Origin of the sequence: Leptospira kanakyensis, assembly GCF_004769235.1 — a bacterium.
Lineage (GTDB): Bacteria > Spirochaetota > Leptospiria > Leptospirales > Leptospiraceae > Leptospira_A > Leptospira_A kanakyensis.
Window position 1 is genome coordinate 528473 of record NZ_RQFG01000005.1, and the last position, 22176, is coordinate 550648.

Below are 22176 nucleotides of genomic sequence, written 5' to 3' on the forward strand. Positions count from 1 at the left end.
CTTATAGGAAAATTCGTTACATTCGGTTTTGTTTTTAGAGAAAAACTCTACTTGGCTTTTAGTGAATTCAAAAACACATCCATCAGATTTTGGATGGATTGTTTTGTAATTTCGTCTGTAATTTGTCCATCCAAAGTTACCTTCCCTTTCACACCAGAAATCAAAAGGTTCGTTTCTTCTGATAATTTAGCGCCAATTGTTTTCAAAACCAAAAGTAAAGATTCATGGGCTTTTTCTCCAACAGATGCAGCAGTGATTAATGCTACCGGTTTATCAGTGAACACAACTGAAGAGACAGCCCATTCCAATGCATTTTTTAAGACTCCAGGAATGCTAAATACATATTCTGGTGAACAGATAAGGATTCCATCAGCACTTTGAATTTCTTTCAAAAAATCTTTTATAATCACAGGCGTATCTTCATCAGAAATTCCTGAGAGAAAAAAAGGAAAATAAACAATTCCCTCATAAATATTGATTTCACAGTCATTTGAAAAATGATCTTTTATGGTTTGTAAAATTTTTCTGTTATAAGAAGTCGGACTAATCCCACCAGATAGCGCAAGAATCAAAGGTTTCCTATTTTCCATTTTTTAAATACTAATTCCCATAATTTTCTTGGTTCCATCTGTCTCTTTTGTATAAGAAAATAATTTTAAGATCGAAAATTTTTCATACCCATTGTCTTCCGTTTGGTATTCCCAAAGCCAACCCCAAAGACTTCCTCTTTTGACATATCCTCTTTCAATTTCCGTTTTTTCTTGGTATAAAGCACCTAACAATATATATGTCGAATATTGGCTATCAGATTTAGTTTTATTGTGATAATAACCAAGACCAACAATTAATAATTCAGTTTTTTCCTCTTCTGAATCAAAAAGATAATAAAGAAAAGGACCATACAACCTCGATTTCTCTTTATCAGCATCTGCAATTCTTATAATCGGGAAAAAATTATATATGGTTTTATAAGATCTGTCATCGTATCCTAACCACAGAAAAGTCATACGGTTAATTCGAGATGGTTCACGTCGAAAACCCCAAAGCAAATCACCCAAACTTCTAAACTGATAACTTGATTCCGTATTTTCTGATTCAATCAAATATAAAAAATTATAATAGTGTCCTGTTTTTTCCCATTTTAGATAATTCAAAAGTGTGAAAGTTGTAAAACCACCGCTGTACCAATGATTAAAGGAAAATGGAATCACAGAAAAACTAGAATGTGTTTTATAAAAAGGAAAAATTAAAAGATGAGACAAGGATTCTTTTGGTTCCGAATTTTCTGCTGATTTTAATTTTAAATTTTTTACCAGTGCACTTTCTTTTTGCCATTCCCAATCCATAAACCACAAAAAGTTAGTTCTTGTTCCACTTTCTCTCATGTTTCGATAGAAAAATGGAGTGATCCAAACAGTTTTTTCTTTTTCATGATAGGGCGAATTTTTATCCTCATAGGAAATCCAAAAAGGCCAAAACAAAAACTTTGTATCTGAATACGAAGGTGCTGTCGTTTTACGATACGAAGAAAATAACGTAAATGTATCGCCATGTTGGTATTGTTCTCTAGTGTAGTTTCGCTGAACGTAAAATGGTAAAACTCTATGCCCCGAATCAATATCGGATTCATAAACATTGATTAGTGGCCAAAAATAAGATCGTTCTTTCCGATTGTTTTCTTTTACATCTTCAGTTAAGTATAAATTGAGCAAATACGCACGAAATTCGGATTCTTTATCTTTTTGTTTTCCATACAAAGGAAATAAAACTTTATATTCTAAATCATCCGATTGGTAACTAAACCAAATAGGGAAAAATGGTGGTAAAAGAACAACATTATCATCTGAACTCTCATCCCATGTAAACCATGCAAGTGGTAATAAACGAATATGCCTTTTGGAGTCGGCTCTTTCGTAGGAAAAAACTCCAAATAATAAATTATAACCAATAAAACTATCGCTACTCTCTCGTTTGAATTCTCTTTTTTTAATTACTTGAGGGTCTTTTATTTCTGGAGGTTTTATTTTTTCAGTAACTAACTTTGAGTCCAAAACTTTAGTTCTTTGTGAGTAACCAACCAAATTATATAAAACTCCGAAATCAAAATCTATATAAACATTTCCATCGTTTGTCGCCAAATCAACGTTTACCGAATTTGTTTTTGTATACCATAACAAATTAATATGATAGTCTTCTTCTGAATCAGAATAATTGATATATAAAGGAAAAATTAAATCAAACTCCTTTCCTGGAGCTCGATAGTGCCCGAGAAATGGAAAACCAACGATCAACCTTTCATTCTTTGCCTTATCATCAGAATAATAAATTGGCCCAAACCAATATTCATTAAAGTTAGATCTATTGTTTTGATAAAACAATACCAAAGGAAGGAATAAATAGTTCTCTTTAGAATAATAAACTAAAGGGAAAATTGAAAATTCATGCAGCCCTTTTCTTTCATTTACTTCAAGATGTAATAAAGTAAGGAGTCTAGTATAATGGTTTTTATTTTCTCCAGCAGTTTCTCGGTTATGATAGTATAACAATGGCAAAATAGGAAATCCTAAACGACTTCGTACATCATTTTTATTAGAAAAGAAAAAAGGGACTGTGGTTAAATAAGAACTATTTGTGTCTTTTCCCCAAAAAACGAATGGATAAAAGGATTGATCCACGGCTTCCTTTTCTATCGTTTTGTTGAGGTTGAGTATTCGTTTGTATTCACGATTGTCGGACTTACTTTGAATATGGTAATAAAAAGGAAATATAGATTTTGTTTTTGCTTTTGGGTAATCGTAATATCGATAAAAGCCTAATGCACGAATCGAATGATGGTTTGTCCAATTTTCGACGTCGTAGAAAATATTACTGGCAGTAAATTTAGCACTCCTTTCACTTCCGTAAATTTTTGTTTCCTTTTCCGATTCTAAGTCATACCAAGTTTTTGCAGACAATCCACAAGGAAGAGCAAAAAAAATGAAAACAAAAATGGATTGATAGAGAGTGGTCAGAGTTCGTCTAAAAATGTCCATAGCTTTAGAAGTGTGCTATGGACTCTTGTTTTTATGCAAGAAATTACTTGGTGGTTTTAGATCCTTCCTTCATTGGTAAATTGATTAACTTTTTTGTTTTTTTGGGGATATGTTCAATGATCTCTGCTGATTTCGGAGTTTTTAAATCAGATTTATTATTAACATATTTATAATTTATTTCAGACAACAGAATCGGCTTACTCGAAGGATACATTTGACCAATTTGTTTTTTTCCATCCCGATCATAAAAAGGAATGACTGATTTGGAAATTGAGCGATAAGGAAGGTAAGTAGATACCTTGATCAACCTACCTTCCTTATCATATTGATAATCATTAAAACCTAATACAATTTCTTCCTTGGAAACTATGATTCCTTCCAATACATCTTCGGTAAATTCGTAAGTTCCTTTTCCCATCCCCAAGATAATGGCTGTCCCCGTGGAAGCAATGTATACTATTCCCAAAGCAGCAAAACTTACAACGGCTGAAGTTGCATAAACCGGCATATAAACTGGCGAATTATCGTTTGCCCTCCGAATATCATATTCTGTTCTGAGCGTTTGTCTAATCGAAAGATAGTCGGTAACATTGATAGCGTAATACACTGGATAATACAAATACTCTGACGGACGTAAGTTCATATCTTTGGAATCCACAAGGATAGCAATACTTCTTACTATTCGGTTACTTTCTTTATCACGAAGAATTCCGTAATAAATTTCACCTTGCGAACTAGGCCTTTTTATTGGCTCGGAGACAATTGGCAAAAGGAATTCTGAAAATTCTAGTTTTTTGACAAACTCAGCAGGTAACAAAGAGTTGTTTAGGTTTTCTTTTGGGATATAAACTTTCTGTGTCGAACAGGAAAAAAAAGAAAGAAGCAAAACAAAGATAAGGTGATTAGACAATAGTGTCCGCGAGCATTACCGGGGGTCCCGATGAGCGCTAAAATCGTTACTGAAATTCAGATTACTTAGGATTTATTGAGGAAAAGGGACGGTAAATCTATAAAACGAATAATGGTTTATTTGTTGTTAGCTGATGATAGAAGAAGTATCCTAAGTTTTCCTTAGGAATCAATGCTTGGAAAACTTAAATAATGGCAGCTTTTCAGCCTCCGTCTTTTATTTCATCGAGAAGTTTACTGGAATTTTGATTTAAATATTCAGCTGTTCTTTTATATGCTTCTTCGACTTTATTTTCAGAAAAGCCTCGGTATTTCGTACGAGCTGGATATGCGTTCCTCACAGACCGATTTTTAACACCACCTTCGTATTCCACAACAATGGCCCAGCCAAAAATATGCAGAAAGGAATTTAGGAATAAGAAAAGACCTGTGTCGATAAATTCATCCCAAGTTTTAGGATCGATCTTTTCAGACATGGTTTACTTCTTCTAATAAATCAACTAACCTATTTGCAAAATTGGTTATGTATGATTTTGTTGCAGGTTGTTCAATCCAATAGTCAACATCGTATAACATTGATTTTACTTGAGAATCGGAAGCATCATCCATTGTTTCTTTAGCAGTCATAAACGGAGTGTTGAAGCTATAAAAATTATTTTGGTCTACAAGATAAGATGCTAATTTTCTCGCATGTCTTTCCGGTCGTTTCAAAAGAGATCCTGGTAATACTCCGTTTGTTACTAATTGTGCGGCTCCCCAATCCAACATATTTTTTCCATCTCGCGGAGTTGCTCGTTCTCCTGTCCCGATAGAAGCAGCCAAAACGCTGTCACCAAAAAGAGTTCGGATCGTTTCTAAAATAGAGAGCCTTCGGCCAGATAAAGAGGAAAGCAGTCTTTCCAGATTTCCAGTTGAAATCTCTTTTTCTTGAAACTTGAAAGTTTCTACAATAGCATCGAGAATTGGATCATTGGCCCCGGATGTTCCACCATCAGAAACATAATAAGTCTTATCTTTTTGTTCGATTACTGTCGGAGAAAAATAGGTGTCTGCAGAGCATGAGCCAGCGACTACCAAATAGGCGGATAGATTTTGGAATTCTTCTCTCCAAGATTTATAATGTAGTGTGTTATCTGTCTCACAATCGATTCCAATAACCATCACTCGGCCATTTTTGTTTATCTCTCCAATTGTAGTTTCGCCAAGAGTTGCCTTTAGTAATGTTAATAATGGTTCACTTGATAAGCTTGGAGCAGACAAGCCCTGGCCCGAAAAAATTCCACGAACAATAAACCTATTCCAGAATCGTGAAATTGATCCTGGAAATATTTTTTGTCCATGCTCTAAATATAAATCCAAAATTTGTGTTGGTGTGAGACCCGATCTTAATGCCATTGCCACAATAGATCCAGTTGATGTACCGGAGAGAAGGTCAAACAATCGATGGAACGGAAAATTCTCACCTTTTGTTTCTTCAAATTCAAATATACCAAATCGATCAAACAAGATCGATCGGAATACTTTTTCGATTTCAATCAAGATTTTTAAGCTAGTGACAGCAAGGTATCCTCCGCCAGCAAAACTAAGAACCGAAAGTTGGCGATCTGCAGGATTTTTTAGGCGAAGTTTTTTCATTTCACTTCTCCGATAAAAAAAAGATTCATTACTTCTTTTCGAGCGATTTGCTCCAAAAGTTCATTTGAGAAAAAACAATTTGCGCCCTGAAAATCTTTGTAGTTCGAATCCCATTTCCCTCTAGGATCGTGAGCGGTTAAGCCATTCTTGCATTGAGCCACAGGCCAAATGATATGCCCCATCACATCCTTTGCTTTTGGATTAAATACTTGTCGCACATCGATAGAGATTGCTGCAGGACACTGAGTTTTTTTGATATGATCCTTTAAAGCTTCCAAAGAATAAGGAACCTGAACTGCATACGCTTTTCCAGGAAAGAGCGAATTGAAAAGTTTATTGTGGAAAGATGAAGTTGTAATATCTAAATCTTTTTTTACAAATTCCCCTAGTTTTTTATAGTAATCCTTTTCTGTCCAAGCTGCATAAGTGTCTATGCCCAATGCAAGGCCCATCCATTTAACAACAGCAAGATAAGTGGTACCCATGCAGGTATTCCATTTGTTCATGATTCTATTTAAAATTTGAATCGTTGCATTGTCTGTTTGCGGATCGTACCAAGGAAGCGGAGAAATTGGAGTTAATGACTCTCTATCAGGTCTAATTTTCGTATTGGTCAAATTTGTTTCCTTATTCATTGCAAGTTACCCCCTTATAAGTTAATCCTTTTAGTTTTCCATTGATGGAACCGAATAAAAATATGAATTGATGATGAACGGTTGTTAGTATTGCTGATACATAGCGGAATACAGAATCAACTGCGCTGTCCCGATCTAGGTTTTTGTCGATTTCTTCAATATTCGCAAGCAACTGCACATTGAAGAGGTTGATAACTTGGCAATACCTCTCTATCACTAGAGGCGGAATCCCTTCGGCCAGTAAATCTTTGTTGAGTTCTTCAACTCGATCTGTAAGGATTCTGAAAATAACTTTTTTAAACTGGAGGAAATTAGTGCAGGACTTTGTTTCTTGGATAATTTTTAGCAACATCTCTGAATGTCCAATCCAGGTTACCGAAGCCATGTCTTTAACAACTAAATCGCGAAAACTGTTATCGAGTGAAATTGACTTTAAATCAATCCGTAGGAATTTTTCGATTTTAGAGAAAACTGGATGGAGAGTGAAATCCTTTTCAGTTGAACTTACAAATGAAGTATGAGTTGTTTTTTCAATTTTAAGAAACTCTGATTTTCCTAATTTGATATTGCGATTTTGGAGCCAGTTTGCAGCTCGTTTTATTAAACGATAAAATGCAATCAATGCTGCCCAAATAGTTAGGAAGCAAAGAGCGATGATTGAGATTCTCTCCCAAACTGAAAGGTATTGAACGAATTCCATTATCTATTATATTTCAGATCAGTTCATTTGACAGACAGTTTGATTTTTCCGAATGTCCACTATGTCCTTTCTTTTCTCGCTTCAATTCTTTTCTCAAGTTTTTCATAATAAGCCTTAATCCTTGGCGTATGGATATAAGAAGGAAGGTTTTCCAGTTTTCTTGGCCGACCACCTTTCCGAAACATCTCTTCACAATGATTCATCCACAAATCCTCTGCAATTGTTAGTTGCAATTCATACGGTAAGGATTGATCGGAAAATGAATTTTTACAATTTGGACAACATATCACAGATTGTTTCTCTAATCCGTCCATAATGATAACCCCAGCTTTATTCTTTGGCGAGCAAGTTTAATTCTAGTTTCCGCATCCTTGAAATATGTTTTATCCTGTTCGATGCCAATAAAGTCTAATCCAAGTTCGGCGCAAGCAATTCCAGTATTTCCCTTTCCCATACAATTATCAAGAATGGTAAAGCCTGGTTTCGCATAAGACTTTAATAGAAATCGGAGAAGTGAATTTGGCTTCTCGGTTGGGTGTTGGCCAGGACGTGACTCAGAAGGGAAACACAAAACAGAATCTGGAAACCTGGATCCGTCATCTAAGTATTGATAGTTCTCGCTTCTTTCACCTCTTATGTTAAAAAGAGTGGTTCTATTTGATCCAACTTGCTTCCCTTTGCGTTGATAACGTGGATCTATTTCATATTTTACTGGATTGTAATAAGGTAAGTTTTTATAAAAAACCACAATGTTTTCATGGCTTTTGTTCGGCATTTTGCGAGCGTTAAGAAAGCCTGAAGCTTTGGTTTTATACCATATGATTTCGTAACGAAACTGTTTCGGATTACTATTTATTAAATACGTTGTAAATGGTTGAGATGAAAATAAGAGAATCGGACTATTGGGTTTTGTGATCCGATGGTATTCAGACCATAATGACTCCATTGGAATGATTTTGTCCCACTTGCAGTCTGTAGTTCCGTAAGGAAGATCACATAGAATAACATCAATCGAGTTCTTCTCAATTGTAGGAAGGATTTTAAGACAGTCTCCGTTGTATAGTTTAGAAAGCATAATACTATACAAAAATATAGCCTTTATTAAATAGAGGGCAATCTTTAAAATGCTTAACATTTGTTTACTGTCTCTTCTGTCCTAACTTTTCCACGGAATGTAATAATCTTTCTATCCGTTTCTTTGTGAACGATCGAATGACTCAATCATTGCAACTGCTACTGCTGCGACCTGAATTAACTCTTTACGATATTCAGAATTCCATCTTGATTTCCGTCTTTCGATTGAGCTGTGAAGATCATCAAGATCTATTCCTTCACCAGGTAATGGATAATTAAAATGAGACTGTAAGGCTGCTCGATTGGCTTCTCCAACTTCTTCTCCCAAAATCATTAACCATTCTGCAAAAGAATGATTTTGCTCACCCCATTTCAATTCCTGGTTTTTTCGTTCGTTCAAAACTTCTTTTAATACATTCTCACTATGGCTCATGTCATTTTTCCCCTAAGATAAGAACTGATATATATAAACCTAGAGCTCCACCAGTTGCAGCTCCAGCGGAATACCGGATGCGGTCAAGAATGCTTCCGAAGGCAATTTTTCTGACATTCCAACTCCAAATGAATGAAATAAGAAATCCGAAAACAACTACCCACATATACTTTTGTTTGCTGATCATATAAGTGTTTGCACAAACAAATAAAACCTGCAGAAATCCTGTAAAAAATAAACTCATACAACCACCTTCTTAAAAATACTAACAGCTCTTACTCTTCTATTGCTCGAAATAAACATATAAATAATTCCTTCAAGAAACCAATCATCATTTGACCATTGCGGTACCACTTGGTCCAACCAAACAACGTGCCCACCAGGGATGAGGCTTTGCCAACATTCTCGCAGGACTTTAGGTCGTGAGATCATACAATAACCGTAATGATCTGCATCTTCTTTGGTGTAAGGACAATCGGCGTAAATGATATCAAATCCCCCGGGTTTATAGATTTTCGCATAAGAGGAAAGTTTTTCTGCATCACCAACGATTTCGGATCCGTTAGCGGGATTCTTATCCATTCTAAGGTAGTCGCCTGGAGGAGTCTTACCAGAGAACAGGTGTAAGACTTCTTTTTTCTCTGGAAACAGCGAGGTAGCTCTCGGTAAGTATTGTTCGGGATATGCTCCCCAATAATCCGATGTATTTTTAAAGTTTTGTCCGAGCCTCCATTCACCATAAATACTTCCATTGAAAATATGGAGCGGTGCGTATTTAGGAAAAGCTTCAGAATAAAACCTTACTCTGTCATTTACATTGATTTCATTGGGAATGAGAGTTGTTGTCATGAACTTCTCCTTTCGAAATAAGCGGCGGTCGTGGTTCGGCATCTTAGGTGAAAAGGTGAAACTTTGTTTTTCAACTTATTCATGATCTCATCGCCAGAAAGATCCTTGAATCCTTCTGCTACCTTTTCAGAAGGATTCTGTCTATCTTTCCAAAAATCGTCGCGAGTCGGATCATCTTCAATAAATTCATCGATATATGTAACCAACGTTTTCACTTCTACGGTTTTTCCGTTTAGTGATTTACAAAGTGAGGAGGTTCGTTCATCCATCACCGCTACATACTCAATTCGCGCTATTCCTGTTTGGTGGTATCGTTTAATCCGAGAGAATGTTCTCGCCCTGTAGATCTGTCCGCGAACTATGTTGTCTAGTTTGTTGCGAAGAGCCTCTCTTTCGTCTTTCGAAGATGTTTGCGTTCTTCCTAATAATTTGTCCTGGAGTTTCTTTATCACCGAATCAACGGAACCACTCTCCAATCCTTCTTCTACTGCAGACCGGATATCATTGATGTCGTTTTCTTTTTTGAATTGTTTACCTACATCAAATTTGTAAGCACTATTGAAAAAATCTAAAACATGTTTGTTTGCATTTACCTTTGGAGCTTTAATGTCTTTCCCATCATTTCCTTTATGAAATTCCTGGCCAGCATCCCATGCATCAGAGATTGCCTTTCTCCACTCACGTTCCAACGCATCCGGCAGATCTCCAAGTTCCTGTTCGATCAGATCAAGGATCTTTTCTATCGCATCCTCTTTAGTAATATCCGTTTTACGGATCCTTTCGAGAACTCCGGTTACTTTATCCTCATACGTTGAATAGAAATTCTCAGCGAAAGAATCTTCAATTGCCTGATAGATTTTTTTTTCTTCACTGGACCATGCACCGAGCATCACAAATTGATTTAGGTCTCCGCATATGCAATTGGAGGTATGTTCTTCTAGATAAATCATCGAGCCTTTACCGGACTTTTTTTTTTCAGAGAAAGAGAGCCCATCGGCAGACTGTTTTTCTAATTTGGATGGCTCTTCCCATTTGTCAAAACCGAGGAGTTTGGCTCCCACATCTGGAGCAATCAATCCATCTGCAACCTGTGCTCTGATAAGATCATAGTGGATCTTCGTTGCTTCGTTTGAAATCTTTGTTGCTTCTGCTTCTCCTTTCGGATCTAAAGTGATAGATTTACCCCATTTCGCAGAGACGGATCGAAATGAATAACCTTTTGCTGTTAGGTGAAAACGAATAGCCTGTTCCAAAAAAAGCTTTGTTGGATAGGCAATATTCTTAAGCTTCAACAGGAACAGCTTACCTGAGATTTTTGCATATGATTCAGTAACCGAATAGGATCTGCCCAAAAGAAACAAATCAGTATCTATTCCAGAAGAAACCTTTTCTTCTATTCCTCTTGTTATAGAATCATAGCCGCCGGTGCGAGCTCCATCAGTTAGGGCATAATGTTCAGTCTTAACTCCGTCGTATGTTGCCATGAAACCAGATGAGGAATTCTTTTCAAAGGCAGCACGAGCCTTTGCTAAATGTTCACTTAATTGGTGTTCGTAAGCAGCGGCATCTGTTCCAGGTAACTGTCGAGGCTTCGGAAAACTCGCAACAATGAATCCAAGTAACCCCCACTTATCCAAAAGTTTTTCCATATTTGATTGGGCTTTGAATTGGCTGCCAACATGAGGAACCGCAGAGAAAAATGGAGGAATCCCATAAGGAGAATCTTCATCAGTTTCAATAGCATGATACATGTATTGTATTTCGTTTAGTTTTTTGTAACCGTGCTTGGTCTGTTCGTAAGGCAAGAACTTCACAGTCCCTGTTTCCAAAGAGACGTCTCTTTTAAAAATTATTTTTGATACAGGTACTGTGCGTATTGATTCAACCGAATCAATATTTACTGAAGGTATCCACTCGGCGGAAATTGCACCGCAAACAATTGTTTGACGAAGGAGGCGATTTGTTATGCCAGGAAGGCTATCGAAGAATAAGTCTATTTCAGTGAGCATTGCGGACTTATGCCGTTCGTCTGCATCGATTTCCCATTCCAAGCCGGTGTTTCCTAGAGTGAGTGCACGTTTAACTGCTTGCGATAACTCCGGGGAGATACGTGCTAATTTTTTAATCAACCTCACATCGTCAGATGGGTTGTCCTCCGTCACTGCTTCAGTTAAAAACGCTTCTATCTCGGCTTTATTTTCTTTTAGTTTCTTTCTATCATTTGCCCATGTAAAAGGGAGAAAGACTCCGTTGTCAAAAAATCTATTCCTTATTCTATTCCAAAGACCCATCAACCGATTCCTCCACCATAACTACCACCACTTTCCGATTGTGTCTCAAATGCCAAACGTAATGAATTCAACGCCATTCCAAAGTGATTTGGTACCTTTTTCTTAAATCCCCATAGTGCTTTTCCATTTTCGTCCTCACCGCGCTCACGAATTAACATTGTTAGGTGAAATTTAAATTCCTCGTAAAGAGCTAGATCGGCAGGAGGTAACTTCTTTGGATTAGGGAAGAGGAATAGACCGGCTTTAATTGCATCGACAGTTTCCTGTAATGAGACATCACGGTTAACTTGTATGACCCCAACTGATTCAGAACCAGGAAGGATTTCTTCTCTTTCTGCAAACTTTTTAGAGAAAAATTGAATTCTAATGTTGTCTGGGAACTTCAATGCTGTCTTCATCGAGAAGTTTCTATTTGGCATCGCATCTATTACTCCAGAATATACGTTGAAACGTTGAATGGAGTTATAGTAATCGATTTCATTTATAACGTGGCCTTTATAAAGGCCAATGATCTTGATACGTCCATCAGTTGTCGGCTCACCAAATACTCCATGAATAGTATCACCTTGGTCCAAGCCATGAAACGTGAAATATTGGCAGCCATCCTGCAGCACAAAATCAGATTGCCAGCGTTCGATATCTTCTCTTTGAAGAGGCTGCTCTTCATCGGATGAGTATGGCCAACCGATCACTGAAATGCAAAAAGCTTTTCTTTTTGCAGAAGTATTCGCATTTAACTGACGTTTATACAATTGGGAAGGGTCGTTCGGTGTCCACAATTGAGAAAGCTGATATCCGTGATGATCATGCTTTTGGATTTTATTTACGTACTCACCTTTTTGGTTATCTAATGGTTTTCCACAGCCTGCACATGCATAAAATACTGATCCAGGTACCGGCTGGATTTTTGAATCCTTATCTTTAAATCCCCAAATAGAATCGTGATCGGATAACCAGCGTTCAATTAGATTGTTCCATTCGCCACATCCACATCTAATTAGCCAAAATCCCTGAGAAGAATTTAAAAATTCAGCGTGAATGCCGAAGTTTGGTAAACTTGGCTGTGATCCGAACATCATCCAACCGAGTTTTGATGCGAGTAACCTGTCTGGTACGAATTCGATATTTTCTTCATCATGTTCGTCAACTTCATCTAATCCAACAGCATCTAAGTCGATTGTTTTGACTCCACGTTTGGTCCATGTTCCACGAAGAGCTAAAGTAAAATCCCCAAGCTTTTTGGTACGATTGTTATCAGTTTGATTTTCTTTTAAATACTGATGGAGAACTTTACAATTTTGTAAAAATGGAACAACTCGATCATCATGAAAGTCTTTCATTGATGTATCGTCAGGAAAATATAAACCTGCTTTGAGACTTGTTCCTGCACCTTTCCATGTTAGACGACCTAGCATCCAAGTACTGAAAATAACCTGTGCTGCTTTTAGAAAAACTAGATATGGATGGTTTTGAGATACTCTGGTAATCCATTTCCAGAAAGCATATCCTTCAAAAGAAAATGGAACCAGTTGGCCGAAAGGCCCCTTTACGAGAATGTTTTGACAAAGAAATTCTTCGAGAGTTGTACCGGCAACACCTGAAAGACTTGTAGATTGAGTAACGATACTATCGAGCTCATCAAAAAATCTTTCCGATGCGGAAGCAGTCTGTCTTCTTCTTTTCTCAGCCCTCACGTTCCGAGTTCTCCTCGATGAAGGCAATATCCAAATTTTTGGAGATCGTGATTTCAAGTTTTAAGTTTTGAAAAAATTGTCTAAAGACATCTGGATTAGAATCCAGGAATTTTGATAGTTTGGCAGTTTTGCGTATCGCTCGGTTGATACCTTTTGCAATTTCTTCTGGTTCGAGACGCTCCCTTTCTTTTTCGAGCATCTTCTCCATATCATTCATTAAGCCACGGAAAGTATTCCAGGCACCTTCGCCAGATTTAAACTGAACCTTTAGATTTCCTTCTTCATCAAATACTTGCCTTTTTAGTGAGCGGAATGCTTTTACTGTATCAATTTTTATTGAGGTCAAACTAATCTCAGCATCTTTAAGTGCAGAATTTCTAGCCTGACTTTCTATTAAAAGACGATCTTCCTGTGGAGACGTTCCTGTTGCTTCATCTTGTTTTTCTAACCAAGTCCGAATTGTATTTGAGGTAATTTTTGGATGTTCTGCTTTTAAAATCGCAGCAATTTGTTCTGCATTATCGCCATTGATAACGTGCATGTTGATTGCACGCCTTTGAGTTGCTTTAGAATACGACACAAGAGACGTATTACAGATTGCGACAAGTATCCAACAAATTATCGTTATACTTGTCCCTTGTGTCTTTTCTTTTTTAAGCTGCAGAGGATTGCTCTCCTGCACTGACATCATGTTCTGCGTCAACTTCAGCAGGAATGATGTAGAGTCTTTCTGATTCTTCAGACAACTCGATACCAATTGCATTTTTGGAACCAAGTGGATCCGCTAGAATCGCATCCTTGTTCAATTCTAGTTTGACGCGCAAAAAGTTTCTAGAAAGTGAAGAAACGAGTTCCGTGAATTTTGTAAACAGTCCTCCCTTCTTAACGATCGATTCCAAAAATTCCGAAGTCGCTCGTGTTTTAATTGATGGAGGAACTCGACGGATCTTTAGACTACCGGATACGAGCTTTGCAGTTTTTCTCGTGGGAAAGTTTGGGAAAAGTTCATCCCTATGTTTACCTACATAGAATTTCACACCAGATGCAATGTGTGCAATTTTTTGGTCGTAAGGAACCAGTTCCTCTTTTAAGGCTTCTCGGATCGCAGCAATCTTGTTATCTGCCAAAGCAATCAAATCCTTTCGGGAACGAGAAACTCTACCGAGTAATTCAATTCCTTTTTCCAGTTCTTCCTGATCCTCATAATGATTATCAGGCATCAATGAAAGAAGGTTTTGTCGACGTTTACTGAGCATTACCAACTCCTTGACTCGCATCGACGACGACTCCTCTTGATGTTGATTTTACCATTTGCGCAGGGGGAACGGTTCGCCGTTTCTTCTTCGCTGCTCTTTTCTTCTTTGCCTGTTTTTTCTTAGCTGGCATATTGATTGTCTCCTTATACTAAAAAATGATCACTCGACTTCAGCTGATGAAAGTATTGGAGATTTTTTCCCAGTACGTTCTCTATAGATTCGACCTAACGATGATTTTGCGATTGATTCGTCTTTTGGGTTTTTCCCTGGATGGAACAAGGACTCTTCGATTTTTTTGTTATCAAATTCCTTTCCATAATCATCTTGAATTCTTCTTCGAAGTTCTCTTTTCGAAATCCGCAATCGTTCCATCATAGTGCGAATTCCGTCAGAGATTACGTTTCTTAAATAACTCTCTCGAACGACTCCGTCTTTTTGGAATTCAGGATATGAAAAGGAAATGGCTTTGATAAGATTTTCTACTGAAAGAGGATTCTTTGACGAAAGATTTGAATAAAACAATTCTTTCGTTTTTTCCCCGCTCTTACCTGGAGGGAACTTGATATTAAATCCTTGTTCGGCGATGGATAAAAGTTCTACTCTTGTCAGCGGTTTACTACGAAAGGAAAATACTCGATGACCAATCTCTGGGCTATCGAGAATACCTGATAACCTTGTTTCGGGTTTCATAAACATAATGATAGAAAAGAGGTGACTTTGATTAGGTGATGCCAATTCCCAAAGTTTTTTTAAGTCACGAAAACCACTCCAACGTAATGCCTGAGCCTCATCAATGACCAGTACCACCTTACGGTTTTGTTCTTCCACCCAAAGCAACAAGTCCCTTAGTCGGAAATATCTTTCGTTTTGATTACCAGGGATATTCTCAGCTGGACGTATCGCTCGAATCATGTGTCGCGCGATAAATGGTATGGAAATCCCAGAGATTGAGCTCTCCCAAACGGGTCCTGCATTCACGATGATGTGTTTATTTTTTTTCGCTTCGAGGAGAGCTTTGATTTGGTTAAACATAAATGTTTTCCCATCGCCAACTTCTCCTTCCACAACCAACCAGGAGTTCGTTTTTACCGCTTCTTTCGCGAGCCTTACGATTGTATCCGTATTTTTCGTATTAACGAAAGTAGGCCGATATTTTATAACATCTGTCATTTGCTAACCTCAGGGAATGTGTCCCTTATAATTTCGATTGTGTCGTAAACTTCTTGTGCAGGGATATATCCAATCTTTCTTTTAGATGATCGTAACAACTGTAATACGATCGCACCGATCGAAAGATTCTCATCTCGTTCATCTGCAAGCTTCATGGAAAGTTCTTCCAGTGATTCTTCTGTATGTCCGAGCTCATTTAGCATCCATTCAAATGCATCGTCGGTACTCTCAAATTTTTCTGGAGCCATTGGAGTGTGCGTCTGCCGATGTTCTTTTGATACGTGCAGTTTGCCGTAAGGAACTTCTGGCAAATCAGGAAGTGCATCCGAAAGAACCAAAGTTTTTTCCGCAGCTTTCGCTGAAGACAAAACCTTTTTTCGGTTTTTTATTCGGCTTGTTTCGGTAAGTCCATCACGATCGCCAACGTTCTTGAAACTACCAGGCTCCCTTCCAATAGGCCCTGCTGGATCTGCTGTAAGGCGAATACCATCACAAGTTAGAACTTCAAATCCACCTCTTGAGTTTCTGTACACCTTGACAGCCTCTCTGGTTCGATCTGATACAACCTGTCCATTTGGATATCGAAGTAAATACTGTGTTGCTTCGATTTCGATACAGCCGTATGCGTTAATCTTTCTGATTTCTTCTTTGATTGAAGCATCTGTCAGATTCTGTTTCGTAACTGCTTTGATCGGCTTTTCATTCGCAGACTTTAGCCATTTCTCATACGATTTTAATTTCGAATTTCTAGAAACTTGATACCTATATAAAAGAAGATTAAATTCATCTAAATTTCGAATCATTCCTCTAACGGCCATAGTTTCGCAACATCGTTTAATCGCTGAAATACGGCTTTCAATTGGCCCTTTCGCTTTAGAGTGACCAGGGAAGTGAGACTCTTGGATAATATCCAATCTTGAAAAAAATCCAGAAAGAGATTCAAAAGCGGTATGTTTATCCGTATAGACTCTCTCTGGTGTTCCCTGTATTGGAATATACCCATCATCCTTTTCCAAAAATGCGCGAGAAAGAAAGTCATGCCAATCAGTCGAATTTTCTCCACCGTGAGTTGATTCCTTTCCCTTAGCGATTGGTGCGTATGCGTATGCGTAAAAAGCCTTTGAATACACATCTACAGCCACATAAATATGAACCTTACGAAGAGTAGCTTCTTTGGAGCCTTCATAGATCCTCGTTAAACCGGATTCAATATCGGGCCGGATGGATATTCTCGATTCTTTCCCAGGTTCCAAATAAACTGCGTTAAGTGGTGATGCATCAAACATCCAAAACTGGTTTGAATAAGTAGCCATCCAAGTAACAGAAGCCAACGGCTTACTCATTTGTTTTCGGGTGATACCACGTTCGTTTAATGCTCTTCCTAGTTTGAAACGATCCCAAATCCCCTTTCGGATAGTTCCCAATCGCTCGGCTTGTTCAATAGCAAACTCCATCGACTTCCCATATTTTCGATTTAAGGCAAAGCCAACGGTGCGAAGGTCTCGATCTTTGCCGGTACCAGTCTTTGCTTGCTCATGTTGCACTTCACCTGCAAACATGAGTTTTGTGATCTCATAGATTTCAAGTTCTCTTAATGCAATTTCTGCAACACCAAGCCTCGATCCAGTTTTCTTCCGTTCAACTTTTGCCACCGAAAAGATAGACTCTCCTTCAAGGAGACGGTTGAAAATGTTGTAAATTTGTGGTCTAGCTAGGCCCAGTGAATCGACAGCCCTTCGGACAATCTGTCCGACTTCGGAACGTGTACCGGCCTCTCTTGCGAGTTTCCAGTCCCGAAATAGAGGCATCACGATTCCAATATCTAGCTGCTTCACTCTAATTCCTTTCCCGTAGTAACAGGAAGGCAATCCTGCCAAGAATCATATACGGAATGGTAAATTCCTTGTATTGTCACAAGGAAGATGTTTACGATCTTCCCATTTTCAGAACTATGTTCTAGTTCGTTTAACTCTGATTCGTGGGCAACCTTTAGAACATCCGCAAATTCCTGAATTCCGTTAACAGCATTTGTCAAAATTGCAGATAACGATTCTCTTTCACGGAAAGCTCGACGAACTTCAGGAGGAATGCCAGTCTCATGTGTCTGGTCATTTAACATTTCTTGAAGCTCTTTGATTCGTGAATCGAAGGACTCGTTTACCCTTTGGTTATCATCAACCTTCTTTTCTAAGTTTGAAATTTGGGTATTTTTTTCTTTGAGAAGCTTAACCGTTTCCTTGTTTTGTTTGGACTGGAGTTCTTTTTCGTAATCGGATAGGCCGAGAATTCTTCCGTCAGGAAAATGGACTTCACCTTCCTGAAACAAGGCATTGTCTTCCTTCATGCCTTCGACGAGTTTTACAAGTGATGTTTCTGTTCTTCCGGAAAGTACTTTCTTGTTTACCTCAGAGGTGAGCAGCTTTTCCGCAACGGTAAGATATTTGGAAACCTTCCACCAATGAAACTCCGTATGTTCTTCAACAAAACCTTGCATGGTTTCGCAGTCAGCTAACAGGAAGAGTTGGTCCCGATTAATCTCATGAAGTGCAATCATGATATTTTCCTGGGCCGCTTTCAGCATTTCCGAAGAAACTCGGATTGTACGCATTAACTGGTTGAGTCGCGTATGTCTGTCAGTGCTCAAAGCTGAAACGTCTTGGCTAGCAAGAGAATTTGAAGATTCTTCGACCGAAGTGGTTTGAGTTTCTTTGGCTTCTTCTAAAGATCCGGCCTTCGACTTGGATTTCTTGTCTTCTGCATTCTTTCCCTTGTTAGGGGCCGATTCATTTTTTTTAACCTTGGAGGTTTTGTTGTTCTTTGCGTTTTTGCTCATAATATTCCTTCCCTTTAACTTTTGCTTCAATAATAGCTTCATTTTTATATTCATCGAATTCGGTGTTTATTCCTAGTTTTCGAAGAAACATATACATCAGTGAAAGTTCTCCAAGTGCAACTTCCATAGGATGTTTCCCTGCGCGAGCTGCAGAAGTACCTACAAGTTGAGAGACAATTCCGTATGATGCATTGAATTCATCTAAGAGTTCGCTCATATCATTCTCCTAATACGAAAGATATGAATCTATCGACGATGTTTTGTTTTTTGTAGTGAAGCAGTGGTGGCTGCATGTAAAAATGTGTTCTCATCGGAACACCTCCAAAAATTTTTTTTGATTTGTTTCCAGATTCTGATTTTTCACATATTCCTCCATCCTTGCCTTGCTTAATGGAAGAAGTTCTTTTACTTTTAACTGTGCAAGAGAAGCAATCTCCTTGCTTGTGAATCGTTCCTTCTCTAAATCGAGAAGCGAATCCCAAAATGAATTGAAACGAGTTTCGGAAAGACCGCAAAGTATAAGAGCGCGCAGCTTCTTGATCTGATGTCGAGGCTGAAAAGGTTTTGATTTGTTGCTCATCTCTTTTGTTCACCTAATCGTTCCTCAACGAGTTTCTCGTTTTGCCATTCTGCAAAATCTGCAACTTCATTCATGTCTTCAATAAATGCCTGTTCAATGGAAGCGCGATTGATCGCAAGCTCTGCAATCCTACGATGCACCTTGCTACGGTTTTGTTTACCTCTACCAATTTCCTTAATCGCTTGCTCAGCGTATTTCGACCAGAGAGCTCCACGCAGAAATGAGATTCTTTCAGCAATGGTCATGGAAGGTCCTCCACATAGTTTTCGGCCCAGGAAAGGGCATGCGCTGCGAGATAAATCAGATGCTGTGCAATCTCTCTGTTCGAGCCATCTTTCATCACATATCCAAGTGAACCGATGCGCGAGACCAAGTTTGCAAATTTTGCAAAGTGATCCGTTTGGTTTTTTAAGTACGGTTGGTACGGTGGTAGATCATTAACTCTAACCGATTGAATTCGTTTTAGAGTTAGCTGGGTTCGCAAGTTACCAGGGAGCGTTCGCATTAATTCTCCTTGCCGAGAGAGAATAAACCGGTGCTTCGGCACAAAGTTTGGTTGCTTTTGCTCACGCTCCTCTGGTTGGTGCCTAGCAACAGATTCGCGAACTCCGCCACTAGGTGCGAGCCTACGACTCTCGCGCACTTCTTTTTTATCAGCTTCATTTTTATATTCAACCGCATCTTTGAAGTTATACGGTGGAGCACATGAAGGCCCTGGGCTAGATAATGAAATTTCATAAGAAGCAGAAACTAAACTAGCTACGCGCACCATTTTACTTCCCTTTATTATGGCGTTCCTTCGCCTTTCGTTCTTCTAATTGCCTACGCTTGGTTCCGTGATCAAAACCCAAGTCAGCTGGCTCAGTATTTTTTGTTTGCTTTAGAGATTTATATCCCTCAACAAAACCATTCGTATAATCACTGCGGTCTTCGTTGGATACAAAATATATCCGTGCGTTCTTTGTCATTGTATCCAAGGCAGAGGGGTTCATAAGGAGTCCTCCGTGGCTGCGGTGATCAAAAAATAAAATAATGTTACGCCTACGAATGTAAAAAGGAAATATCCCCTCTGTGGCTGACTCCAGCTATGTGAAGAAAAATCTCCGAGGTATAAACCAAATACCGCCCATGCAATGGATATCCCAACAATACATCCTCTCATAAGAAAAGGAATGCTCTTCCGGATTTTACGATAAAACAAAACTGCATCCACAATATCGTTTGGTTCTTTTTCGTTGTTCATGCGGCAACTCCTCGTTGCGTAAACGAATACTGAAATGTTGGCCAAGAGACCTGATCCATCACAGCGAGATACTCTTCCCAGGTTTTCGTAGTTTTTCCGGATTGAGTTGCTTGGCGAAAACTTACTCTTGTTTTCCATTCAAACGCCTCACGTGCAGTAACAGGATTTCCTAATGCAATTCGCTCTTTATGTTCTTTGTAAATGGACCGAGCTTCTTCTACTGAGATTCCCCATTCGTTTTTTAAAATGGAATCTACACGAGCTGAGTTGTATTTTCCAACAATAACACTATTAACATGCTGACGATTGAGACCAAATTTCCGAGCAAGATCACTTATCCGTCTACCTGGCTTTGCCAAAACTTGCAACTTTAAAGGAAGTTTAGGGCCACGCGCCGATTCAATAATTTTCATTTGGAAACACTTGCCTTATCAGCTGGTATAAGCCCCTCTTTAGCAAGGGATACCGCATAGTCGCCAGCACAAGGGGCGAGACCATTTAACACTTGTACTAAGTAATTATAACTTAGCTTATTTTCTTCTGACCACTTAGATATAGATCCATGTCGATAAGAGATTTCCCTCTTTGCCTCTTCGCGAAGATCTTTTGGAATAAAATAACTTCTCTTTGATGTTGCCATTGCTATTTAGCTCCATCAATAACAGAAATAAATTCAATTATCACTGCAGCTGCATAAAGTAACCCACTACGCAACTCCTTGCTACTTGCATTTGAATTATATTCACCTAACACCTCTGCAAGGTATTCTGGGAGTGATCTCAATGTACCCTCTGGATCCGACGGATCCAGGCTACTCCCTAAATTGCTATTCCCAATTTCCGTTAGAATTGAGCTAAGTCTTCCATTCATAATTTTATTCCTTTTGAACTTGAGCCGACAACCAACCTTGTCGATAAATTCACGTATGTAATAATAATTACATACTATCACATACGTGAATGGTCAAGAAAAAATTCACATTTGTAATAGTATTTTTTTCACCCCGCATTTATTAGGAATTGCGGGGTGATTGAGTGGAGAAAAATTAGGGAAAATGAATACGCCTGGACAACGATTGCGTTGGTATATTAAGGAAGTTTTACATGCAACCCAGGCAGATATTTCCGAAGCTACGGGACGTTCACAGGGGGCAGTGAGTAATTATATCAACGACTCCCGCGAAATGGATTTGGAATTTCTTTCAAAATTGAGGCATAAATTCCAGCTGAACCCCACCTGGATAATCACTGGTGATGGGATTCCGAGATTACCGGAACCAAAGGAAATTCAAAATTCAATTCAAACATTAGAAAAGCTTCGTTTGCAGCATTTTCAGACAGAAGCAGATCCAGCACTAAAGGAAGTGATTGAGGGTGCTCTAGAACTAGCAAAATCTGATCGCACAAGCCTGGAAATAGTAAGAAACCTTGTGAAAAAGTTCCTAGAAAGAAAGTAGGTTTTTCTTTGATTTTTTCTGAAAAAAAAACAAAGAAAAACTGTTTGGGGAAAATAATAGTTATGTCTCAAAAACCTCGTGACATAACTCGGTTTATCATCTAACAAGTATTCGACTTATTTCTATTAAGTTTTTAGTCGGGTGAAATTTTTATATAATGCAAAACAGGTGGCCAAAATTCTTAAATTTATTAGGAAAAACGGAGTTTTTGAAAGAGAGTGAAAATAAGTTCAGTTTTTTAGCAAGATCTTAAGGCGGACTGGCGGAGTGAAAGGGGAACCGAAGCTAAAGAGACATAGTTTAAATTTGGTCATTTTGACCTAACTTTTTTGAACCGGGTTCCCTGTCCCTTATTTCCTTTAGTTTCAGGGGATTTCTCATTGACA

At 38.4% G+C, this 22176-nt stretch carries 29 protein-coding genes; 1 reads left to right on the top strand and 28 read right to left on the bottom strand.

What is annotated here, in order from left to right; all coding sequences use genetic code 11:
* Nucleotides 1-47: 47 nt before the first annotated feature.
* The 28 genes from EHQ16_RS03040 to EHQ16_RS03170 all read right to left on the bottom strand — a co-directional run bounded on the left by EHQ16_RS03040 (nucleotide 48) and on the right by EHQ16_RS03170 (nucleotide 20974).
* Entirely contained in the window at nucleotides 48-590 is a 543-nt protein-coding gene (locus EHQ16_RS03040; protein ID WP_135636461.1) for an NADPH-dependent FMN reductase, read from the bottom strand.
* A 3-nt stretch (nucleotides 591-593) separates the two neighbouring features.
* Complete coding sequence (locus EHQ16_RS03045) at nucleotides 594-3032, bottom strand: LA_1737 family protein (protein WP_167482625.1); 2439 nt, start codon at nucleotides 3030-3032, stop codon at nucleotides 594-596.
* Between the two features lie 43 nt (nucleotides 3033-3075).
* Nucleotides 3076-3942 (bottom strand): hypothetical protein, encoded by an 867-nt coding sequence (locus tag EHQ16_RS03050; protein WP_135636459.1) that lies wholly within the window; start codon nucleotides 3940-3942, stop codon nucleotides 3076-3078.
* 202 nt (nucleotides 3943-4144) lie between these two features.
* On the bottom strand, nucleotides 4145-4417 hold the full coding sequence (locus EHQ16_RS03055) for a hypothetical protein (protein WP_244241905.1): 273 nt from the start codon (nucleotides 4415-4417) through the stop codon (nucleotides 4145-4147).
* A complete protein-coding gene (locus EHQ16_RS03060) occupies nucleotides 4410-5576 on the bottom strand; it encodes a patatin-like phospholipase family protein (protein WP_135636458.1) in 1167 nt (388 codons plus the stop codon). Before EHQ16_RS03060 ends, EHQ16_RS03055 begins: the two co-directional genes overlap by 8 nt.
* On the bottom strand, nucleotides 5573-6211 hold the full coding sequence (locus EHQ16_RS03065) for a hypothetical protein (RefSeq protein WP_135636456.1): 639 nt from the start codon (nucleotides 6209-6211) through the stop codon (nucleotides 5573-5575). The genes EHQ16_RS03060 and EHQ16_RS03065 overlap by 4 nt, the downstream gene beginning before the upstream one ends.
* Nucleotides 6204-6911: a hypothetical protein gene (locus EHQ16_RS03070; protein ID WP_135636454.1), complete on the bottom strand. Its 708-nt coding sequence runs from the start codon at nucleotides 6909-6911 to the stop codon at nucleotides 6204-6206. The genes EHQ16_RS03065 and EHQ16_RS03070 overlap by 8 nt, the downstream gene beginning before the upstream one ends.
* Before the next feature lie 59 nt (nucleotides 6912-6970).
* Nucleotides 6971-7225 carry a hypothetical protein gene (locus EHQ16_RS19550; RefSeq protein WP_135636453.1) on the bottom strand — a complete coding sequence of 85 codons (255 nt, stop codon included), beginning with the start codon at nucleotides 7223-7225 and terminating at the stop codon, nucleotides 6971-6973.
* Nucleotides 7213-8046, bottom strand: a complete 834-nt coding sequence (locus tag EHQ16_RS03080; RefSeq protein ID WP_135636451.1) for a DNA-methyltransferase — start codon at nucleotides 8044-8046, stop codon at nucleotides 7213-7215. Before EHQ16_RS03080 ends, EHQ16_RS19550 begins: the two co-directional genes overlap by 13 nt.
* A gap of 51 nt (nucleotides 8047-8097) precedes the next feature.
* A complete protein-coding gene (locus EHQ16_RS03085; RefSeq protein WP_135636449.1) occupies nucleotides 8098-8418 on the bottom strand; it encodes a MazG-like family protein in 321 nt (106 codons plus the stop codon).
* Between the two features lies 1 nt (nucleotide 8419).
* On the bottom strand, nucleotides 8420-8662 hold the full coding sequence (locus EHQ16_RS03090; RefSeq protein ID WP_135636448.1) for a hypothetical protein: 243 nt from the start codon (nucleotides 8660-8662) through the stop codon (nucleotides 8420-8422).
* The gene (locus EHQ16_RS03095) at nucleotides 8659-9267 is read right to left on the bottom strand and encodes a class I SAM-dependent methyltransferase (protein WP_135636446.1); all 609 of its coding nucleotides are present in this window, start codon (nucleotides 9265-9267) and stop codon (nucleotides 8659-8661) included. The genes EHQ16_RS03090 and EHQ16_RS03095 overlap by 4 nt, the downstream gene beginning before the upstream one ends.
* Nucleotides 9264-11558 (bottom strand): hypothetical protein, encoded by a 2295-nt coding sequence (locus EHQ16_RS03100; protein WP_135636444.1) that lies wholly within the window; start codon nucleotides 11556-11558, stop codon nucleotides 9264-9266. Before EHQ16_RS03100 ends, EHQ16_RS03095 begins: the two co-directional genes overlap by 4 nt.
* The gene (locus tag EHQ16_RS03105) at nucleotides 11558-13252 is read right to left on the bottom strand and encodes a phage terminase large subunit family protein (RefSeq protein WP_135636442.1); all 1695 of its coding nucleotides are present in this window, start codon (nucleotides 13250-13252) and stop codon (nucleotides 11558-11560) included. Before EHQ16_RS03105 ends, EHQ16_RS03100 begins: the two co-directional genes overlap by 1 nt.
* Entirely contained in the window at nucleotides 13242-13832 is a 591-nt protein-coding gene (locus EHQ16_RS03110; protein ID WP_135637310.1) for a hypothetical protein, read from the bottom strand. The genes EHQ16_RS03105 and EHQ16_RS03110 overlap by 11 nt, the downstream gene beginning before the upstream one ends.
* A 73-nt stretch (nucleotides 13833-13905) precedes the next feature.
* Nucleotides 13906-14508, bottom strand: a complete 603-nt coding sequence (locus EHQ16_RS03115; protein ID WP_135636440.1) for a host-nuclease inhibitor Gam family protein — start codon at nucleotides 14506-14508, stop codon at nucleotides 13906-13908.
* A complete protein-coding gene (locus tag EHQ16_RS19450; protein ID WP_167482626.1) occupies nucleotides 14498-14638 on the bottom strand; it encodes a hypothetical protein in 141 nt (46 codons plus the stop codon). Before EHQ16_RS19450 ends, EHQ16_RS03115 begins: the two co-directional genes overlap by 11 nt.
* 29 nt (nucleotides 14639-14667) lie before the next feature.
* Nucleotides 14668-15678 (bottom strand): ATP-binding protein, encoded by a 1011-nt coding sequence (locus tag EHQ16_RS03120; RefSeq protein ID WP_135636438.1) that lies wholly within the window; start codon nucleotides 15676-15678, stop codon nucleotides 14668-14670.
* On the bottom strand, nucleotides 15675-17513 hold the full coding sequence (locus EHQ16_RS03125) for a transposase (RefSeq protein ID WP_135636436.1): 1839 nt from the start codon (nucleotides 17511-17513) through the stop codon (nucleotides 15675-15677). Before EHQ16_RS03125 ends, EHQ16_RS03120 begins: the two co-directional genes overlap by 4 nt.
* Nucleotides 17510-18511 carry a hypothetical protein gene (locus EHQ16_RS03130; RefSeq protein ID WP_135636434.1) on the bottom strand — a complete coding sequence of 334 codons (1002 nt, stop codon included), beginning with the start codon at nucleotides 18509-18511 and terminating at the stop codon, nucleotides 17510-17512. The genes EHQ16_RS03125 and EHQ16_RS03130 overlap by 4 nt, the downstream gene beginning before the upstream one ends.
* Nucleotides 18471-18728, bottom strand: coding sequence for a hypothetical protein (locus EHQ16_RS03135; protein ID WP_135636432.1), 258 nt, complete (start codon nucleotides 18726-18728; stop codon nucleotides 18471-18473). Before EHQ16_RS03135 ends, EHQ16_RS03130 begins: the two co-directional genes overlap by 41 nt.
* 90 nt (nucleotides 18729-18818) lie before the next feature.
* Complete coding sequence (locus tag EHQ16_RS03140) at nucleotides 18819-19091, bottom strand: hypothetical protein (protein ID WP_167482627.1); 273 nt, start codon at nucleotides 19089-19091, stop codon at nucleotides 18819-18821.
* Nucleotides 19088-19336: a hypothetical protein gene (locus EHQ16_RS03145; protein WP_135636429.1), complete on the bottom strand. Its 249-nt coding sequence runs from the start codon at nucleotides 19334-19336 to the stop codon at nucleotides 19088-19090. The genes EHQ16_RS03140 and EHQ16_RS03145 overlap by 4 nt, the downstream gene beginning before the upstream one ends.
* Nucleotides 19333-19863 carry a hypothetical protein gene (locus EHQ16_RS03150; RefSeq protein WP_135636428.1) on the bottom strand — a complete coding sequence of 177 codons (531 nt, stop codon included), beginning with the start codon at nucleotides 19861-19863 and terminating at the stop codon, nucleotides 19333-19335. The genes EHQ16_RS03145 and EHQ16_RS03150 overlap by 4 nt, the downstream gene beginning before the upstream one ends.
* Nucleotide 19864: 1 nt before the next feature.
* Nucleotides 19865-20083 (bottom strand): hypothetical protein, encoded by a 219-nt coding sequence (locus tag EHQ16_RS03155; RefSeq protein ID WP_135636426.1) that lies wholly within the window; start codon nucleotides 20081-20083, stop codon nucleotides 19865-19867.
* Nucleotides 20080-20334: a hypothetical protein gene (locus EHQ16_RS03160; protein WP_135638819.1), complete on the bottom strand. Its 255-nt coding sequence runs from the start codon at nucleotides 20332-20334 to the stop codon at nucleotides 20080-20082. The genes EHQ16_RS03155 and EHQ16_RS03160 overlap by 4 nt, the downstream gene beginning before the upstream one ends.
* On the bottom strand, nucleotides 20331-20747 hold the full coding sequence (locus EHQ16_RS03165) for a hypothetical protein (RefSeq protein WP_135636425.1): 417 nt from the start codon (nucleotides 20745-20747) through the stop codon (nucleotides 20331-20333). The genes EHQ16_RS03160 and EHQ16_RS03165 overlap by 4 nt, the downstream gene beginning before the upstream one ends.
* Nucleotides 20744-20974 (bottom strand): helix-turn-helix domain-containing protein, encoded by a 231-nt coding sequence (locus EHQ16_RS03170; protein ID WP_135636423.1) that lies wholly within the window; start codon nucleotides 20972-20974, stop codon nucleotides 20744-20746. The genes EHQ16_RS03165 and EHQ16_RS03170 overlap by 4 nt, the downstream gene beginning before the upstream one ends.
* Before the next feature lie 390 nt (nucleotides 20975-21364).
* Here EHQ16_RS03170 and EHQ16_RS03180 point away from each other — a divergent pair, with 390 nt between their 5' ends.
* On the top strand, nucleotides 21365-21790 hold the full coding sequence (locus EHQ16_RS03180; RefSeq protein WP_135636421.1) for a helix-turn-helix domain-containing protein: 426 nt from the start codon (nucleotides 21365-21367) through the stop codon (nucleotides 21788-21790).
* Nucleotides 21791-22176 lie beyond the last annotated feature (386 nt).

Coding starts and splice junctions, on each gene's coding strand:
- EHQ16_RS03040 (WP_135636461.1), bottom strand. CDS start 590: ATGGAAAATAGGAAACCTTTGATTCTTGCGCTATCTGGTGGGATTAGT.
- EHQ16_RS03045 (WP_167482625.1), bottom strand. CDS start 3,032: ATGGACATTTTTAGACGAACTCTGACCACTCTCTATCAATCCATTTTT.
- EHQ16_RS03055 (WP_244241905.1), bottom strand. CDS start 4,417: ATGTCTGAAAAGATCGATCCTAAAACTTGGGATGAATTTATCGACACA.
- EHQ16_RS03060 (WP_135636458.1), bottom strand. CDS start 5,576: ATGAAAAAACTTCGCCTAAAAAATCCTGCAGATCGCCAACTTTCGGTT.
- EHQ16_RS03065 (WP_135636456.1), bottom strand. CDS start 6,211: ATGAATAAGGAAACAAATTTGACCAATACGAAAATTAGACCTGATAGA.
- EHQ16_RS03070 (WP_135636454.1), bottom strand. CDS start 6,911: ATGGAATTCGTTCAATACCTTTCAGTTTGGGAGAGAATCTCAATCATC.
- EHQ16_RS19550 (WP_135636453.1), bottom strand. CDS start 7,225: ATGGACGGATTAGAGAAACAATCTGTGATATGTTGTCCAAATTGTAAA.
- EHQ16_RS03080 (WP_135636451.1), bottom strand. CDS start 8,046: ATGTTAAGCATTTTAAAGATTGCCCTCTATTTAATAAAGGCTATATTT.
- EHQ16_RS03085 (WP_135636449.1), bottom strand. CDS start 8,418: ATGAGCCATAGTGAGAATGTATTAAAAGAAGTTTTGAACGAACGAAAA.
- EHQ16_RS03090 (WP_135636448.1), bottom strand. CDS start 8,662: ATGAGTTTATTTTTTACAGGATTTCTGCAGGTTTTATTTGTTTGTGCA.
- EHQ16_RS03095 (WP_135636446.1), bottom strand. CDS start 9,267: ATGACAACAACTCTCATTCCCAATGAAATCAATGTAAATGACAGAGTA.
- EHQ16_RS03100 (WP_135636444.1), bottom strand. CDS start 11,558: ATGGGTCTTTGGAATAGAATAAGGAATAGATTTTTTGACAACGGAGTC.
- EHQ16_RS03115 (WP_135636440.1), bottom strand. CDS start 14,508: ATGCTCAGTAAACGTCGACAAAACCTTCTTTCATTGATGCCTGATAAT.
- EHQ16_RS19450 (WP_167482626.1), bottom strand. CDS start 14,638: ATGCCAGCTAAGAAAAAACAGGCAAAGAAGAAAAGAGCAGCGAAGAAG.
- EHQ16_RS03120 (WP_135636438.1), bottom strand. CDS start 15,678: ATGACAGATGTTATAAAATATCGGCCTACTTTCGTTAATACGAAAAAT.
- EHQ16_RS03130 (WP_135636434.1), bottom strand. CDS start 18,511: ATGAGCAAAAACGCAAAGAACAACAAAACCTCCAAGGTTAAAAAAAAT.
- EHQ16_RS03135 (WP_135636432.1), bottom strand. CDS start 18,728: ATGAGCGAACTCTTAGATGAATTCAATGCATCATACGGAATTGTCTCT.
- EHQ16_RS03140 (WP_167482627.1), bottom strand. CDS start 19,091: ATGAGCAACAAATCAAAACCTTTTCAGCCTCGACATCAGATCAAGAAG.
- EHQ16_RS03145 (WP_135636429.1), bottom strand. CDS start 19,336: ATGACCATTGCTGAAAGAATCTCATTTCTGCGTGGAGCTCTCTGGTCG.
- EHQ16_RS03150 (WP_135636428.1), bottom strand. CDS start 19,863: ATGGTGCGCGTAGCTAGTTTAGTTTCTGCTTCTTATGAAATTTCATTA.
- EHQ16_RS03155 (WP_135636426.1), bottom strand. CDS start 20,083: ATGAACCCCTCTGCCTTGGATACAATGACAAAGAACGCACGGATATAT.
- EHQ16_RS03160 (WP_135638819.1), bottom strand. CDS start 20,334: ATGAACAACGAAAAAGAACCAAACGATATTGTGGATGCAGTTTTGTTT.
- EHQ16_RS03165 (WP_135636425.1), bottom strand. CDS start 20,747: ATGAAAATTATTGAATCGGCGCGTGGCCCTAAACTTCCTTTAAAGTTG.
- EHQ16_RS03170 (WP_135636423.1), bottom strand. CDS start 20,974: ATGGCAACATCAAAGAGAAGTTATTTTATTCCAAAAGATCTTCGCGAA.